Here is a 15,820-nt window from a genome sequence, read left to right on the forward strand (position 1 = left end):
GGCTCATCGCATCCTGGGGCTGAAGTAGGTCCCAAGGGTTTGGCTGTTCGCCAATTAAAGCGGTACGCGAGCTGGGTTTAAAACGTCGTGAGACAGTTTGGTCCCTATCTACCGTGGGCGCAGGATACTTGAGAAGAGCTGTCCTTAGTACGAGAGGACCGGGATGGACGTACCGCTGGTGTTCCAGTTGTGCCGCCAGGCGCAGTCGCTGGGTAGCTATGTACGGAACGGATAACCGCTGAAAGCATCTAAGCGGGAAGCCTCCTTCAAGATTAGGTATCCCTGGGTGTAACAACCCCTGAAGGCCCGTTGGAGACTACAACGTTGATAGGCCGGGTGTGTAAGTGCAGTAATGCATTCAGCTGACCGGTACTAATCGGCCGTGAGGCTTGACCATAAAAAAATCATGGAAGGGGGGTGGCTCAACCCCACCCCCCGACCACTAAATCAATCGCAACCTGAACAAACTACTCATAGGCAATTGGAAAATTATGGAGAGAAAATCTCCAGCCAATTCGTGACAGCAGGCTGACCACTGCTGTTACCCAGAGTTTCTGGTGGCTATGCCGAGGGGGTCACACCCGTTCCCATCCCGAACACGGAAGTTAAGTCCCTCAGGGCCGATGATACTGCGCGGGAAGCTGCGTGGGAAAGTAGGTCGCCGCCAGAATTAAACAACACAACGCCCCGCTTACAAAACAACGTAAGCGGGGCGTTCTGCGTCTGAAACATAAACAAATACAACAGACCATGAAGCAAAGCAGAAACTTCAGTTTCGGGTTGACAAAGCCCGCTGAGGTCAGGAGTATAAGCGTGTCATCGTTGTGGCATATGCTAATGCCGCATGAAGGAGTCGAGCCGGATGCTGCGTTGTTTGATCGTTGAAGATGATGAATTGAGCCGTGAGTTGCTTGCCACGCAACTGGCTGATTATGCGGTGTGCGATATGGCTGCGGACGGGACCGAAGGAGTTGAAAAGTTTGGGAAGGCGTTACTCACGGACCGACCGTATGACGTTATCTTTCTCGACATTGTCATGCCCACCCTTGATGGCCACGGAGCTGCCCGGGCCATTCGCAAGTTAGAAGAGTCCCACGGGATCCCAGTAGAGCAAGGGGTAAATATAATTATTCTTTCCTCGCTAGGTACCCCCCACGATGTTATTCAGGCCTATATTTCCGCACAGTCGGCGGCGCATCTCGTCAAACCGGTGAAGCCGGAAAAGTTGTTCAAGGCACTGCGGGCCCTTGCACTGATTGATCGTCCGTAATGGTGGCTCGCTGCATATTCTTCCGCATGCAGCATATAACCCGATAATTCACCCTATTGTTTTCCCAGCAACGCCTCGATTTCCGCTCGATCGAATCCTTCGATAATTCTGCCAGAGATCATAAACGTAGGAGTCGCCTGTGCGCCGGCATTTTTGGCAATATCCTGGTGCTGCTCCTGAAGTCTGATCCCCCGCGACGTAATCTGTAGCTTCCGTGTCACGGGGTTGTCCAGTTTGCCGGACATGGCCTCATAGTACGCCGTGGCGCCATCGGTCTGGGACAGGATGTGTTGAATCTTGTTCTTGGCGTCGCGGTGACGGGCCAGCGGCAGAAAGAAGACGTATTTTGTAACGTCATTCCGCGTTTCAAAGTAGCGGGCAGCCTTACGGCAGAAGGGGCAGTCCGGATCAGTAAATTCGATGACGGTTTTGGGACCTTTGCCGATGACCAGCGCCTTTGAGAGGTCAAGGGAAGAGGTTATGCCAGCTGTGGGCAGGAGCATGACGGCGAGCAGCAGGAACAACGGGAGTACGAGTCGTCGTGACATGGCAATTCCTTTCATTCGAAGCCGGTTGTGATCAGAGTCGACTTTGCGACAGAAAATTTTCGGCAAGCTGGATGTCTTCAGGGGTGGTAATCTTAATATTCCGGTAACTACCCGTTACTATTCCAATGGTGCCGCCGGCACGCTCCACCAGTGAACAGTCATCAGTTCCGAGGAAGTGGTCTTGATCAGCTGCGGAATGGGACTGAAGGATCAGCCCGAAGCGGAAGGCCTGGGGCGTCTGGGCCTGCCAGAGGGTTGAACGCTCCGGTGTGCCGATAACCATGCCGTCGTGAACGGTTTTGATGGTGTCTTTCACCGGTACGGCTACCAGAGCTGCTCCGTGGCAGCATGCCGTTTCCCGTAGTTGGTGCAGTATACGGTTGTCAATGAAGGGGCGCACCCCATCATGGATCATGACAATATCGTCGTCAGCAGCATGGTGCATAAGCTCGCGCAAGCCGTTGAATACCGAGTGCTGCCGCTCGGCTCCTCCAGGAACAATGGCCAGCACTTTGGTGAGGTCAAAGCGCTCGACGATCTCACGGCGACAGAATGGTATCTCCTGAAGCGGTGTTACCAGGATAATGCCATCGATCAGGTCACTCTCCTGGAATACCTGCAGGGTTCGTGCAATGATCGGCATGCCGTCCAGCAGTAGATACTGCTTGTTGATGTCAGCCCCCATTCGCTTGCCCATACCGGCAGCGGGCACCAAAGCAAAGACACGTGGTTCAGCCATGAGATATCTCCAGTGCCTGGCGCAGGGAACCGGCCAGCAGCGGTATGTCGTCGGTGGTCATGGTACGGACGTCCAGCAGGAAACGGTCGTTTTTGATTCTGCCTATGACCGGAGGCGTGGTCTCGCGCAGCAGCTCTTCAAGGCGATGAGCCGACAGCGACGACACGGTCACTTCGATCAGGCGGGTCGGCAGTTGCACCAAAGGCAGGGAGCCACCGCCTGGTGCCGAGGTGCCGTCATGCAGGCGCAGGGTAATGGCTGGCGGCAGCGTTGCGCGCAGGCGACGTACCATCCGGCGGGCCTGCCGGGTGACTTCGCCAAAGGGCATGCTCAGCATCCGTAGCGTCGGAATTTGATCCACGGCCTTGCGCTCGTCACGGTACAGGCGCAGGGTTTCCTGCAAGGCTGCAAGTGTCAGCTTGTCGATACGCAAGGCCCGCAACAGGGGATGTGACTTCAGCCGTTGCACCAGATTTCGTCTGCCAACGATCAGCCCGGCCTGGGGCCCCCCCAGCAATTTGTCACCACTGAACGTGACCAGGTCGGCGCCTTGGCGGACGTAACTCTGGACAGTGGCCTCACCCGCGATACCGAATGGTTCCAAGTCCAGCAGGCAGCCGCTTCCGGCATCAACCATCACTGGTATGGCCACTTCCCTCCCGATGGTCACAAGCTCGGCAGTACTGGTTTCTGCCGTAAACCCCACCTGCGCGAAGTTGCTGGCATGAACCTTCAGGAGGAGGGCAGTCCGGTCGGAAACTGTCTGACGGTAATCCTGCGGATGGGTGCGGTTGGTGGTGCCGACCTCCACCAGCAGGGCGCCACTCTGTCGCATCACATCGGGGATACGGAAAGAACCGCCGATTTCCACCAGCTCGCCGCGGGAGACGATCACCTCGCGTTCCGCTGAAAGGGCGCAGAGGCAGAGCAACACTGCTGCCGCATTATTGTTGACTACCAAAGCCGCCTCGGCACCGGTGAGCTCGCAAAGCAGCTCCTCGACGTGGGCAGAGCGCTCTCCCCGCTCGCCCCGGGTAAGGTCGAATTCCAGGTTGCTGTATCCCCAGGCAGTATCGAGCAGTACCCGACGGGCGGCGGCGGGAAGCGGTGAACGTCCCAGGTTGGTGTGCAGCACCACGCCGCTGCCGTTGATGATCCGCTGAAGACCGCTCTCCTGCTGACGCAGCAGCAGCTTTTGAATCCGGGCAACTATGCACTCCGCTGAAAAATCCGTGGCCGGGTGCTGCGGCAGCTGACGTCGCAGGTCCTCCAGTACGGTTCTGGCGGCAGACCGTAGTTGTCGGCGTCCGTAAGCATGGGCAAGTGGCGCCAGCTCCGGCCAGTCCAGCAGGCGGTCCATTTTGGGCAGGCGGCATCTCGTGTCGTTGCCGGTAGTCATCACGAGCCTTCCTACAGCACCATCGCCATTGTTACGTGTGCTCCGGGGCCTTCCATCAGTACCCGGCCGCCGTACTCGGCATTTTTCCGGACCAGCATTTCAGCGGTCACCCCATCCCGTGCCCTGAATGCCTCTATGATTTTCCGGTGTTCTTGCACGGAAATCTCCATTCGTCCCGGCAAGGAGAGGGAGGTGAAGCGGAGCCGTTGAAACCGTTCCACCAGGCTACTGTGAATTTCACGGAGTTTTTCATTGTCAGCAGCCTTGATGAACAATGCGTGAAAATCGTTGTGCACCTTGAAAAAATGTTTGGTATCGTTTTGCTGGCACAGTTCCTCAAGCCGGTTGTTGATCGCCTCCAGGCGGTCGATCTCCTTTTCGCTGAGGCGAGCACAGGCAAGGCGGGCCGCATATCCTTCCAGAATACTTTTCACGGCGTAAAACTCTTCAACGTCCTTCGGGGTAAAGGAGCGGATCACTGCCCCCTTGCGGGGAATCACCGTCAGGTACCCTTCCGATTCGAGTTGGCGGAACGCCTCGCGGATCGGGGTGCGGCTGATGCCAAAGCGTTCTGCCATCTCAGGTTCGGAAATGCGGCTGCCGGCTTTCATGTCGCCACTGATGATGGCATCCCTGATCACCTCAAGGATTTTTTCCCGCAGCGTCTGGTGTCGTTCCCCGGTTTTTCGCATGGTTAGGCACTTTTCTCCAGCATGGTTTCATGAATTGTAGGTGTGTGTATTGTATACAGTATGCAGATAATGTCAACGGGGCCGATAGGGGAACAGTTCAGCAGTACCGGAAAAACGTCGCGCGTAAAGCAGCTTGTATTCCAGTCGGGCAGATAGTACCTTGTTGTCTGAATCCGGAGTGGATTCGCGCTATCTTTTAACCGGGGCTTCCTTTCATGCAGATCGGTATTTTGATAACACTTGACCCCCAGGTGGCGGTGCGTCATGCCTAGCCTGTTGTGTGCTCACCTTCCCTGGCTCCGCCTGGCGGAACATCGCTCCTTTGTTCTGACGGAGCGAATCAATCCGGAGCTGTTTTTGCCCGCCGAAGCGCTGGAAAGTATGGATTGGGAGCTGCTCACCTCCTTTTCCCATGAGCTTGCCGGGGCCGGCCTTTCCTGCACCATCCACGGGCCGTTCATGGACTTGAATCCCGGTTCGGTGGACCCTGCAATCCGTGAGAGTAGCGGCATGCGAGTGGACCAAACCCTGCGAGCCGCCGGACTGCTCAAGGCCCGGGTTGTGGTGTTCCACCCCGGTTACAGCCGCCTGTCCCATGGTTCCGTGCAGGATGTCTGGGTGGAGAACAGCATCGCCTTCTGGCGGGAGCGCCTCCCCGCAATCCGTGCAGCCGAGTGTTGCGTCGCCCTGGAGAATATTTTCGAAGACGAGCCGTCCACTCTGCGTCGGGTTATCGAAGGGATCGGCGATCCGCTGGTGGGGCACTGTTTTGATGTCGGACATTTCAACATGTTTGCCCGGGTTTCCCTGGAGGAGTGGTTTGCCGAGCTGGGGAGGCATATTCTGGAAAGTCATCTGCATGACAACTTCGGACAGTCGGACGATCATCTGCCGGTGGGGGACGGTGCCATCGATTTCACGCGGGTAAGCGGCTTGCTGCATCGCTTCGCTCCCCAGGCTGTCTGGACCCTGGAGGCGCACAGCCGGCAGCGGCTGGAGCGCTCCCTGAAGGCCATTCAACAGTACCTGCGGGAGGAACTATGACGAAGACGATACTGGTAACCGGCGGCTGCGGCTATATCGGCAGCCATGTGGTGCGTCAACTGTCCGAAGCGGGCTACCGGGTGGTAGTGTATGATAACCTCTCCACCGGTTTTCGGGATGCCCTGGTCAACGGTGAGGAGCTGATCGAGGCCGACCTGGCCGATCGGGACACCTTAGAGGAAGTGTTTCGGCAGTACCGTTTTACGACGGTCCTGCACTTTGCCGCTGCCATCGTTGCGCCTGAATCGGTTTCCCGGCCGCTCAAGTATTACGGCACCAATACCCGTAATACCCTGGGACTGCTGGATAGTTGCGTCCGCTTCGGAGTGGAGCGGTTCATCTTCTCCAGTACTGCTGCCGTGTACGGCTTTCCCGAGGGAGGTGTCGCCTCTGAGGAAACCATGGTGGCTCCTATCAATCCGTACGGCACCTCCAAGCTGATGAGCGAGTGGATGCTGCGGGACGTGGCCAGCGCCCATGGACTCCGGTACGCTGCCCTGCGCTACTTCAACGTGGCCGGAGCCGATCCTCGGGGGCGGATGGGCCAGCGCACGCCGGAAGCGACCCATCTGATCAAGATCGCCTGCCAGACTGCCCTGGGGCAACGTCAGGAAACCGCCATCTATGGAACAGACTACCCCACGCCGGATGGCACCGGCGTGCGCGACTACATTCATGTCGAGGATCTTGCCGCAGCCCATCTGGCGGCCCTTGGGTACCTGGAACAGGGGGGCGAGTCCACGGTCATGAACGTGGGGTACGGTCGGGGCAGCAGTGTGCGGGAGGTGCTGGCCATGGTCAAGGAGGTCAGCGGGGTGGACTTCAGGACGGTGGAGGCTGGGCGCCGTCCCGGCGACCCGGCCTGTCTCGTGGCGCGTGCCGAGCGGATCGGTCGGCTGACCGGCTGGCATCCTCGGTACGATGCGTTGCGTACCATCGTGGAGGATGCCTGGCGTTGGGAGTCCCGACTGGCGGGCAGATAAGACATGGACCTGGTCGTCACTCACCTGAATGCCGATTTTGACTGTCTGGGATCACTGGTAGCGGCCAGTCGGCTTTATCCCGAGGCCCAGCTCTGTTTTCCCGGCTCCCTGGAGAAGAATCTGCGCGAGTTCTGCGCAGCCCACCCCGAACTGCTTCCCCCCCTGGTCAGGGCCAAAGAGGTGGAACTGTCGGCAGTTTCCCGCCTGATCATGGTGGACTGTCAGCATCCCTCCCGTATCGGCCGCTTTGCCGACTTGGTCGGCAGGTCGGGAGTGACGCTGCATATCTACGATCATCACCCGCGGACCGGTGACAGTCCTGTCGCAGACGGTGGTGAAATTCGTCCCTGTGGCGCCACCACCACCATTCTCTGTAGCCTGCTGCAACAGCAAGGAGGCGTGCCGACGCCGGCGGAAGCGACCCTGATGCTGCTTGCCATCCACGAGGACACCGGTCATCTTTCCTTTGGTACCACCACGCCGGAAGATTATACCGTTTCTGCCTGGCTTCTTGGCTGCGGCGGCCAGCTGGCCCTGCTGGACGAGGCCCTGGCCCCCGAACTGACCACGCCACAGGTGGAGTTGCTCCATGACCTGCTGGCATCGCTCAAGACCACCGAGGTGGCGGGAGTGCGGCTTTCGGTGGCCTATGCCTCCCGCTCCTGGTATGTGGGGGATGTGGCGAGTCTGGCGCACATGATGCTGGATATGGAGAACCTGGACGTGCTGGTGCTGGTACTGGCCATGGGGGATCGGGTTTTTCTGGTGGGGCGCAGCCGGGTTCCGGAAGTGGATGTAGGGGAATTACTGCGTAAATTTGGCGGTGGCGGTCACGGGTCGGCGGCGTCGGCAACGGTCAGAGAGCAGACGCTGACCCAGGTGCTGGAACGGCTGGACCAGCTACTGCTGCTGGCGGTTCGTCCCCGCAAATCAGTGGGGCAGATCATGTCCTCGCCGGTCAAGACCATCGACCGCACTGCCAGTGTCGCCGAGGCCCGGGAGTGGATGGTGCGCTACAACTACAGCGCCATGCCGGTAGTGCAGGATGGGGAGGTGCTGGGGATCATCACCCGCAAGGTGGCGGAGAAAAGCGTCTACCACGGTCTGGGTACGGTTGCGGTGACCGACCTCATGCACACGGTTTTTCCCCAGGCGGTGGAGGATACTCCTCTGGACGGTCTGATCGAGCAGATGATCGGGGGTGACAGCCGGTTCGTTCCGGTCTTCCGGCAGGGAGAACTGGTGGGGGTGGTGACCCGTACCGACCTGCTGCGTCATCTGCACGGCAGCGGCACGCGCCGGACCGAAACCCTCTACGATCTTGAGGCGCTGACACCGGAACCGTCGGAGCGGGAAATCGTGCACCACGTGAACCGCCGTTTGCCGGAAGCAACCGTGGCCTTGCTGCGGGAACTGGGACGGACCGGTGAGCGGTTGGGGATGGCGGTGTACGGTGTGGGCGGTTTCGTCCGTGACCTGTTGCTGGATATCGATAACCAGGATGTGGACATCACGGTTGAGGGGGACGGTATTCTCTTTGCTGAAACCTTTGCACGTCAGCATGGCTGCAGGGTACGCTCTCACCAGGCCTTCGGCACGGCGGTGCTGGTGCTCCCCACCGGCGGGAAGCTGGACATAGCCAGCACCCGGCTCGAGTTCTACGAGTCGCCGGGGGTGCTGCCCACCGTGGAGCGCTCCTCGTTGCGACGTGATCTGCATCGCCGCGATTTCACCATCAACACCCTGGCCCTCTGTCTCAATCCGGATCGGTTCGGCCGCCTGATTGACCATTACGGTGGTCAGAAGGACCTGCGGGAAAAGATGGTACGGGTGCTGCATAACCTCTCATTTGTGGAGGATCCGACACGTTGTTTCCGGGCAGTCCGTTTCGAGCAGCGCCTGGGGTTCCATCTGGAGCCGCACACAGAAGGACTGCTGCGTACCGCGGTGCGCATGGGGCTGGTGGAGCGGGTTGGGGGAAAGCGACTGCTGGGAGAACTGACCAGCATCCTCAGGGAACGGGAGCCGTTGCCCGCTGTCCGCCGGATGGCGGCCCTGGGCTTATTGCCGTTCATTCATGCCGAACTGCGCTTCGGAGATGATGTTGAACACCTCTTTGCCGAAAGCGAGCGGGCGCTGGCTTGGTACGAACTGCTCTACCTGCCGACTCCGGTGGAGGCCTGGGCCGTCTACTTTCTGGCCCTGACCGACCGTCTGGACAGTCCGAAATATCGCGAGACCTGTACCCGCCTGGCCATGCCGGGACGCTGGCTGCAGCGGCTATTCGGTCACCGGCATCGGGCGATCAAACATTTTCAGGCATTACGGCAGGGGCTCAGGGGAGGCGTTTCCATTGCCAACAGCCGCGTGTACGCCCTGTTACGGAACATACCGATCGAGCTGCTGCTGTACGGCCTGGCCCGTAGCGGTCAGGAAGAGTTGCGGCGGCTGGTCTCCCACTATCTGGTCCGACTGGCGCACGTGACCCTGCTCTCGACGGGAGCCGATCTGCACGACATCGGTGTGCCGCCGGGACCATCCTTCGGCCGGATCAAGGAGCGGCTGCTGGCAGCGCGCCTGGATGGCGAGGTCCGCTCACGGGACGATGAACTGGAGTTTGCCCGCAGGTTGCTAAAGGACGGAGTGTGATCATGCCGGAGGTGGTCGGTCGCTTTGCCCCTTCCCCCACCGGACCGTTGCATACCGGTTCCCTGGTAGCGGCGGTGGGGAGTTGGCTGGCGGCAAAACAGGCCGGAGGGCGGTGGCTGTTGCGTATCGACAACCTGGATCGTCCCCGTTGCCGGCCGGAGTTCGAGGATGACATCCTGCGCACCCTGGAGCGGTTCGGTCTGGAATGGGATGGACCGATCAGCCGACAAAGCGACCATGGGGAAGCGTACGCTGCAGCTTTTGGACGGTTACGGGAGCTGGGGACCGTGTATCCCTGCGGTTGCAGCCGCGCCGAGATTGCCCGACTGGCGTCGGCACCCCATCCCGGCGAGGAGGTTCCCTATCCCGGGACCTGCAGAAACGGGTTGGCACCGGGGAGAACTGCCCGTGCCTGGCGGGTGCGGACCGCGGGGGTGACGGTACACTTTGACGACCTGCGCCACGGCACTATCGTGACCGACCTGGGCGCAACCGGCGATTTCGTGGTGAAGCGGGTGGAGGGGTTCTTTGCCTACCAGTTGGCGGTGGTGGTGGACGACTGGTTGACCGGTGTCAACCAGGTGGTGCGGGGGGATGATCTTCTTGATTCAACGCCGCGTCAGGTGCTGCTGCACCAGCTGTTGGACTGGCCGCTGCCGCACTACGGCCACTTGCCGCTGGTGACCGCTCCCGACGGCGGCAAGCTGAGCAAGCGGGACAACCCCGTGTCGCTGGCAGCCGGACTGGCGCCGGGGCAGGAATCGAAGCTCCTGGCCTGGGCCTTGCGGTTTCTGGGGCGCAAACCGCCAGCGCTTCTGGAGGGAACGCCCTGTCGCGAACTCCTGGCCTGGGCCTGCGGAGAGGGGAGTTGACGGTGCTGAGTCAGCGATTCAGAACGGAAAAGGGGTACACCGTACGGTGTACCCCTTTTATTGTACATGGTGCCCAGAGCCGGAATCGAACCAGCGACACGTGGATTTTCAGTCCACTGCTCTACCGACTGAGCTATCTGGGCAAGAAGAGTTACTTTGTATAGGCGATGAGTCGCTGTTTGTCAATATAAAAGTGATGCCTTTAACGGGGGAGGTCGTATTCGCCGGGAGGAATGGTGTCGGATACCAGCAGATAGCGGAACTGGTTGACCAATCGGTAGGTGATTCCCCAGAGCACCGGTTTCGCGGGATGGAGGTGAATGGCGGGAACCTTGAATGTGCGTCCTTCGAAGCTTACCGGCTGGATGATCTGATGTTCTGCGGCCGTCAGGTGTTCAAAGGTCACCCAGAACGCTTCACGGATTTCCGATGAAAGTACCGGTACCGGCGTCTCCTGAAGGCCGTAGACGAAGCAGGAAACCCGTACCGGTAAATTATGACCCACGATATCGGACAGCCGCCCCAGAAAGAGTGCGCTGGTCAGGTCAATTCCCACTTCTTCCATGGTTTCACGTTCTGCCGTGTGCTGCAGGCTCAGGTCCTGCGGTTCGACACCGCCACCGGGGAAGGCGATATTGCCGGACCAGGGATCGTCGGGATGGTGGGATCGCTGGATGAAGAACAGCTCAAGTCCCGTTATCCCCTGGCGCAGGATCAGGGCAACGGCGGCCGGCTTCCGGTCGTGAGGTGGAGAGAGCACCGGTTGCGTCCGCTTCAGGCGATGCAGAATTTCTTCGTAGCGGAACTGAATCAACGACATCATGGACCTTACTGCACACTGACACTGACTGTTGTCACCAGCGCAGGGCCTGTCAGGAGAGTTGCGTATTTATGGCTTTTGCCAGCATTGCCCGGATCTGATCCACGGTGACCGGCTTGGGCAGGTAATCATCCATACCGGCAGCCAGGAAGCGCTCGCGATCACCGTTCATTGCGTAGGCGGTCAGGGCGATGATCGGGATCCGTCTGTCGCTGCCGGCTTCGGCGGACCGGATGGCAGCCGTTGCCTGCATCCCGTCCATGACCGGCATCTGGATATCCATCAGGATCAGGTCGAACGCTTCTTCCCGCCAGACTTCCACCGCCTGCTGGCCGTTTACGGCAAAGCGGATGCGGTGGCCGTCCATCCGCAGAATTGCTTCCAGCATCTTGCTGTTCACCACCGAGTCCTCTGCCACCAGAATTTTCAGGCGTCGGATCGGTCCGGCAGCGGTTTCTACGGTGACCTCATCCGCGCCGGCCGTCATTCTGCCGTACCGTTCGCAGGGGATGGTGCAGGTAAAGGTGCTGCCTTCCCCCGGTGTGCTCTGAACCGTGACGTTCCCCCCCATCATTTCGGCAAGAAGGCGCGAAATGGCCAGACCAAGGCCGGTACCGCCGTACTTGCGCGTTGTAGTGAGGTCCTCCTGCTCAAAGGGGCTGAAAATCCGCTCAAGATTCTGGGGCATGATCCCCTTGCCGGTATCGCTGACGATCAGGGAAAGCGCAATGCGGCCGTCGGCGGAGGGGGCGCCTGCCAGACGCAGCCGAATGGTACCGTGTTCGGTGAATTTGACGGCGTTGGAGAGCAGGTTGGTGGCGATTTGCTGGATACGTGCCGGATCGGCCACAAGGCAGTCCGGCAGGTCGTGAGAGAGGGAAACCTCGAACTGCAGTCCCTTGTCCCTGATCATGGCCGTGAACATCCGTTCCAGGTGACGCATCAGCATGCGCGGTTCGAACGGTACCGGTTTGATGGTCAGTTTGCCGGCTTCAATACGGGAAAGGTCCAGCACGTCACTGATGATTTCCAGCAGATTGTTGGCCGCAGCTACGGCATCCCGGGAGAGCTCCTTCAGCTCTCCCGGCGGAAGCTGCTCAGCCAGCAGCGAGTTGATGCCGACGATGGCGTTCAGGGGGGTGCGGATTTCATGACTCATGTTGGCCAGGAAGAGACTCTTGGTCTCATTGGCCGTTTCGGCAGCCTGTCGTGCCAGCAGCAGCTTGCTTTCCACCTCTTTCAGCTCAGTGATGTCGGTACCGACACTGAGCATCTCGGAAACCGTTCCCTGCTGGTCGGAAATCGGGTGGTTGGTCCAGGAAACCCAGACCAGTCTGCCGTCCTTGGTGATGTTCTGGTTGGTGTTCTGCTGGAAATCGTCCGGGTTCTCGAAGATATCGTGCAGCATGAGGAGCAGGTTTTTGCCGTCCGCCTGCTGTTTCGGCACGATGGTACCCTGAACCGGTTTTCCCAGCAGCTCGTTGCTTGAAAACCCGAAAAAACGCAACCCGTAGTCGTTGATGAAGGTGATGGTACCGTCCCGTTTCCAGCGCAGAATGACGCTGTTGGCCGACTGCACCAGTTCGCGGTACTGCGCTTCGCTGAGCTGCAACTGGGCGGTCTTGCGATTGACCATGCCCCGCAGCCACCAGTTTGAGGCCAGCAGGAGCATCAGGATTATCAGGGCAGCAGAGAGACCTATGATCAGGTACTTCATAGCCAGCCGTTTTTCCTCGGGAACACCGAGCCAGTCCTGCTCGATCTTCTCCAGTTCCTCGGGGGGGATCTGCCGGAATCCCTGGTTGACCAGTGTCAGCAGCTCCTGGTTGCCTTTGGCGACTGCCCGGTGGAGCTGCCCGGTATACAGAGGCGCGGTTTTACGAAACTGCGAGACAATACCGAACTTGTTCAGAAAATAGGACGCTGCCGGTTGATCGGCCGAAAAGACGCTAACCTTGTGCTCGGCTGCTGCACGGATGATTGCTTCATAGCTGGGGTAGGTGGCGAGAGCGGTGATATCGTGGCGGTGGAGAAATTCAATGACCGCGTCACCCTCCTTGACCGCTACGGTAAAGCCTTTCAGGGAGGAGGCGTCGCGTATGCCGCTGAGCTCGGCAGCATAGTAAACCGGCACGTCGATGGTCTGATAGGGGGGGGTAAAATCGTAGTATTTGAGCCGTTCGTCGGTTTTGAAGATGGTGTCGATGACGTCGAACTCTCCTGCACGCATCCTGCGCTGGGCCTCGGCCCACGGCATCGGGTGCAGTTCGGCTTTGACACCGGTTTTTTGCTCCCAGAGGCGCCATTGATCCACCAGGATACCGTGGGGCCTGCCGTCGTCCGCTTTGAAAATGAACGGCGGATAGTTGTCGTCCATGACCACCCGGATGGAGGACGGCGCCGCCTGTGCCGCAACAGCCCAGAGCAGCAGTACGGTCAGGCACGGTATGAGGCGCAGCGCCAGTTTGATCACGGAGAAGTCTCACTTTGCGATGATTTATGGCCATGCTGGTGCAGCATGGCCAACTCCAGTCCCAGAAGGACAATAATCCAGCTCAGGTAGATCCAGACCAGCAGGAACGGCAGGGCCGCCAGTGCGCCGTACACGGCGTTGTTACGGGTAACGCCGAACTGAAAGTGAAAATAGCCCCAGTGCGCCGCCTGCCAGGCAAAGCCGGCCACCGTCCCCCCGATGGCGGCGGAGCGCAGGGAAACGCAGGCGTTGGGGACAAACCGGTACAACAGTATCAGGCTGAGGATGATCACGATATAGGGCACCAGTCTGAAAAAGAGCAAAACCGGCTCAGCCAGCAGCGTCTCCTCGATCAGCCGGCGTACCAGCCATTGGCTCTGCAGCAGCGAGGTCATGGTCATCAGCAATGCCAGTATCGACGGTCCCGCCAATGCAATGGTCAGGTACTCCACCAGCAGCCGCCAGAAGGGGCGTGTTTCCCGGGCCTCGCAGATCTGGTTGAAGGCGCCGGTAATGCTGTCCATGATCAGCAGCACCATGACCAGCAGGAACAAAAAGCCGACCACCCCGACCGACGCCGTATTGGCATTGCGGATATACTCCATGATCCGCAGCGCCACGTCATGGGAGTTGCCGGCCAGTTGGTGCAGGACCAGCGGTGCAATGCCATCCTGCAGTCCCATCCCCTTGAGCAGGGAAAAGGCCAGGGCAAGAAAGGGCACCAGCGACAGCAGGGTGGTGTAGGTAAGCGCCGATGCCCAGAGCAGAAGATTATGCCGACAGAGTTGCCCTCCCAGGAATTTGAGTGTTGCGAGGCACGACGCCAGCGACGGTGGCAGGTGCATTCCCGTGAACCGAGGGACGGTCATTGGCACCGGCTCCGTTCAGCAGCTGCACAGCACGGTGTCGGTATTCAGCGGCGTGGGTGCAGTATCCCGCAGAAATTCAAGCAGGGCGCGGTTGAATTCAAGCGGACGTTCGAGATTCACCAAGTGCCCCGCCTCCGGGATGACGACCAGTCGGCTGTTCGTAATGCCGGAGGCAATCATGCGACTGTGCTCGGGCGGGATGGCCCGGTCCTCTGCGGCGCCGATGACCAGTGTGGGCATGGTGACGGTTGCCAGCAGCGGCGTCGCATCACTGCGCGCGGCCATAGCCAAGAGGCCCGCGGTGAGCCCCGCAGTTGACGTCCTCACCATCCAGCCGTAGACCTCTTCTGCCAACCGTGGCCGGCTGTTGCGCAGTTCCGGCGGAAGCAGGAGGTCAAGGAACGGGTCGGCCACCGCCTGGGGGCCCTGGTGCTGCGCTTCCTGCACAAGCTGGCGTCGGCGCTGCCGTCCGGCCTCGTCGTCGGGGAGGCTGCGGGTGACGGCAAAGACCGCAGCGGATAGGCGCCGGGAAAATCGCTCCAGCAGGTTGAAGAGCACATAGCCACCCATGGACATGCCGACGCCCACCACGTGGTCGACTGCAAGATGGTCAAGCAGCTCGATCAGGTCGTCGGCATAACGGTCGACAGCGGCGACAGCGCTGCTGGCGTCGCTGTCGCCGAACCCCCGCAGGTCGGGAGCAATAACCCGATACCCCGCTGCGGTCAGGGCGGATATCTGCGGCCGCCAGAGGAGGCGACACAAGGGAAAGCCATGAATCAGCAGCACGCACGGCCCGCTGCCCACATCATCCCATACCAGGGTGCTGCCCCCTATCAGGGCGGACCGGGTCGGCATCTCCTAGAGCAGTGCCCGGACGGCGTCCAGTACCGCCGCGTAGTCCGGTTCCTGGGTGACTTCCGGCACCTGCTGGACGTAGCGGATGGTGTCGGTGGCATCCACGATGAAAATGCAGCGGGACAACAGCAGCAGCTCCTTGATCAGCACACCGTAGTTCAGGCCGAAGGAGCGGTCGCGGTAGTCGGACAACGTGACGACCCGGTCGATGCCGGCAGCGCCGCACCAGCGTTTCTGGGCAAAGGGAAGGTCAAGGCTGATGGTCAGCAGGACGACATTGTCCGGCAGGTTGGCCGCTTCCTGATTGAAACGACGGGTCTCCGTATCACAGACCGGGGTGTCCAGCGAGGGGACGGCGCTGATGATCCGGATTTTTCCCGCGCTGCTGGCCAGGGAAACCGGTGCCAGTGCGGTGTCCACCACGCTGAAGTCAGGGGCTCTGTCGCCGACCTTGAGGGCGGGACCCAGCAGGGTGAAGGGATTTCCTTTGAAGGTGATCACACCGGTACGTTCGTTCATGCTTTCCTCCGGATACATATGAGTCTGGTATACTGACCGTAAGAATACGACCCTGCACCGTGTTGTCAAGCCGTTTAACGGTTAT

14 protein-coding genes, 1 tRNA gene and 2 rRNA genes (1 of these 17 only partly in view) are annotated in these 15,820 nt (G+C 59.9%); 7 read left to right on the forward strand and 10 right to left on the reverse strand.

Annotated features, from left to right (window positions below; all coding sequences use genetic code 11):
- The 3 genes from RAK07_RS02960 to RAK07_RS02970 form a co-directional block, all read left to right on the forward strand.
- Window positions 1–397, forward strand: a 23S ribosomal RNA gene (locus tag RAK07_RS02960) (it extends 2,561 nt beyond the left edge of the window).
- Between the two features lie 156 nt (window positions 398–553).
- Window positions 554–670 (forward strand): 5S ribosomal RNA (gene rrf, locus RAK07_RS02965).
- Between the two features lie 192 nt (window positions 671–862).
- A complete protein-coding gene (locus RAK07_RS02970; RefSeq protein WP_305731361.1) occupies window positions 863–1,270 on the forward strand; it encodes a response regulator in 408 nt (135 codons plus the stop codon).
- Between the two features lie 53 nt (window positions 1,271–1,323).
- On the opposite strand, the gene RAK07_RS02975 is transcribed toward RAK07_RS02970, so the two are convergent.
- Genes RAK07_RS02975 through RAK07_RS02990 form a run of 4 tightly spaced genes read right to left on the reverse strand, consistent with a single transcriptional unit; the run spans window position 1,324 to window position 4,648 of the window.
- A complete protein-coding gene (locus RAK07_RS02975) occupies window positions 1,324–1,818 on the reverse strand; it encodes a thioredoxin fold domain-containing protein (protein ID WP_305731362.1) in 495 nt (164 codons plus the stop codon).
- Window positions 1,819–1,849: 31 nt separating this feature from the next.
- A complete protein-coding gene (ispD, locus tag RAK07_RS02980; protein WP_305731363.1) occupies window positions 1,850–2,557 on the reverse strand; it encodes a 2-C-methyl-D-erythritol 4-phosphate cytidylyltransferase in 708 nt (235 codons plus the stop codon).
- A complete protein-coding gene (gene selA, locus RAK07_RS02985; RefSeq protein WP_305731364.1) occupies window positions 2,550–3,956 on the reverse strand; it encodes an L-seryl-tRNA(Sec) selenium transferase in 1,407 nt (468 codons plus the stop codon). The genes ispD and selA overlap by 8 nt, the downstream gene beginning before the upstream one ends.
- An 11-nt stretch (window positions 3,957–3,967) precedes the next feature.
- On the reverse strand, window positions 3,968–4,648 hold the full coding sequence (locus RAK07_RS02990) for a GntR family transcriptional regulator (protein WP_305731365.1): 681 nt from the start codon (window positions 4,646–4,648) through the stop codon (window positions 3,968–3,970).
- A gap of 264 nt (window positions 4,649–4,912) precedes the next feature.
- Here RAK07_RS02990 and RAK07_RS02995 point away from each other — a divergent pair, with 264 nt between their 5' ends.
- From RAK07_RS02995 to gluQRS, 4 genes are read left to right on the forward strand one after another with little or no spacing between them, the layout of a single operon-like run.
- A complete protein-coding gene (locus RAK07_RS02995; protein WP_305731366.1) occupies window positions 4,913–5,692 on the forward strand; it encodes a sugar phosphate isomerase/epimerase family protein in 780 nt (259 codons plus the stop codon).
- Window positions 5,689–6,675 (forward strand): UDP-glucose 4-epimerase GalE, encoded by a 987-nt coding sequence (galE, locus tag RAK07_RS03000; RefSeq protein ID WP_305731367.1) that lies wholly within the window; start codon window positions 5,689–5,691, stop codon window positions 6,673–6,675. The genes RAK07_RS02995 and galE overlap by 4 nt, the downstream gene beginning before the upstream one ends.
- Before the next feature lie 3 nt (window positions 6,676–6,678).
- A complete protein-coding gene (locus RAK07_RS03005) occupies window positions 6,679–9,324 on the forward strand; it encodes a CBS domain-containing protein (protein ID WP_305731368.1) in 2,646 nt (881 codons plus the stop codon).
- A 2-nt stretch (window positions 9,325–9,326) separates the two neighbouring features.
- On the forward strand, window positions 9,327–10,196 hold the full coding sequence (gene gluQRS / locus RAK07_RS03010) for a tRNA glutamyl-Q(34) synthetase GluQRS (RefSeq protein WP_305731369.1): 870 nt from the start codon (window positions 9,327–9,329) through the stop codon (window positions 10,194–10,196).
- A gap of 67 nt (window positions 10,197–10,263) precedes the next feature.
- Here the strand turns inward: gluQRS and RAK07_RS03015 are convergent.
- The 6 genes from RAK07_RS03015 to tpx all read right to left on the reverse strand — a co-directional run bounded on the left by RAK07_RS03015 (window position 10,264) and on the right by tpx (window position 15,735).
- Window positions 10,264–10,339, reverse strand: a tRNA-Phe gene (locus RAK07_RS03015).
- A gap of 59 nt (window positions 10,340–10,398) precedes the next feature.
- The gene (locus RAK07_RS03020) at window positions 10,399–11,019 is read right to left on the reverse strand and encodes an NUDIX hydrolase (RefSeq protein ID WP_305731370.1); all 621 of its coding nucleotides are present in this window, start codon (window positions 11,017–11,019) and stop codon (window positions 10,399–10,401) included.
- A 49-nt stretch (window positions 11,020–11,068) separates the two neighbouring features.
- Window positions 11,069–13,489, reverse strand: a complete 2,421-nt coding sequence (locus RAK07_RS03025; RefSeq protein WP_305731371.1) for an ATP-binding protein — start codon at window positions 13,487–13,489, stop codon at window positions 11,069–11,071.
- Window positions 13,486–14,358, reverse strand: coding sequence for a YihY/virulence factor BrkB family protein (locus RAK07_RS03030; protein WP_305731372.1), 873 nt, complete (start codon window positions 14,356–14,358; stop codon window positions 13,486–13,488). Before RAK07_RS03030 ends, RAK07_RS03025 begins: the two co-directional genes overlap by 4 nt.
- Before the next feature lie 15 nt (window positions 14,359–14,373).
- The gene (locus tag RAK07_RS03035) at window positions 14,374–15,216 is read right to left on the reverse strand and encodes an alpha/beta fold hydrolase (protein WP_305731373.1); all 843 of its coding nucleotides are present in this window, start codon (window positions 15,214–15,216) and stop codon (window positions 14,374–14,376) included.
- A 3-nt stretch (window positions 15,217–15,219) separates the two neighbouring features.
- Window positions 15,220–15,735, reverse strand: a complete 516-nt coding sequence (gene tpx, locus RAK07_RS03040) for a thiol peroxidase (RefSeq protein WP_305731374.1) — start codon at window positions 15,733–15,735, stop codon at window positions 15,220–15,222.
- Window positions 15,736–15,820 lie beyond the last annotated feature (85 nt).

Source organism: Trichlorobacter ammonificans (assembly GCF_933509905.1).
GTDB lineage: Bacteria > Desulfobacterota > Desulfuromonadia > Geobacterales > Pseudopelobacteraceae > Trichlorobacter > Trichlorobacter ammonificans.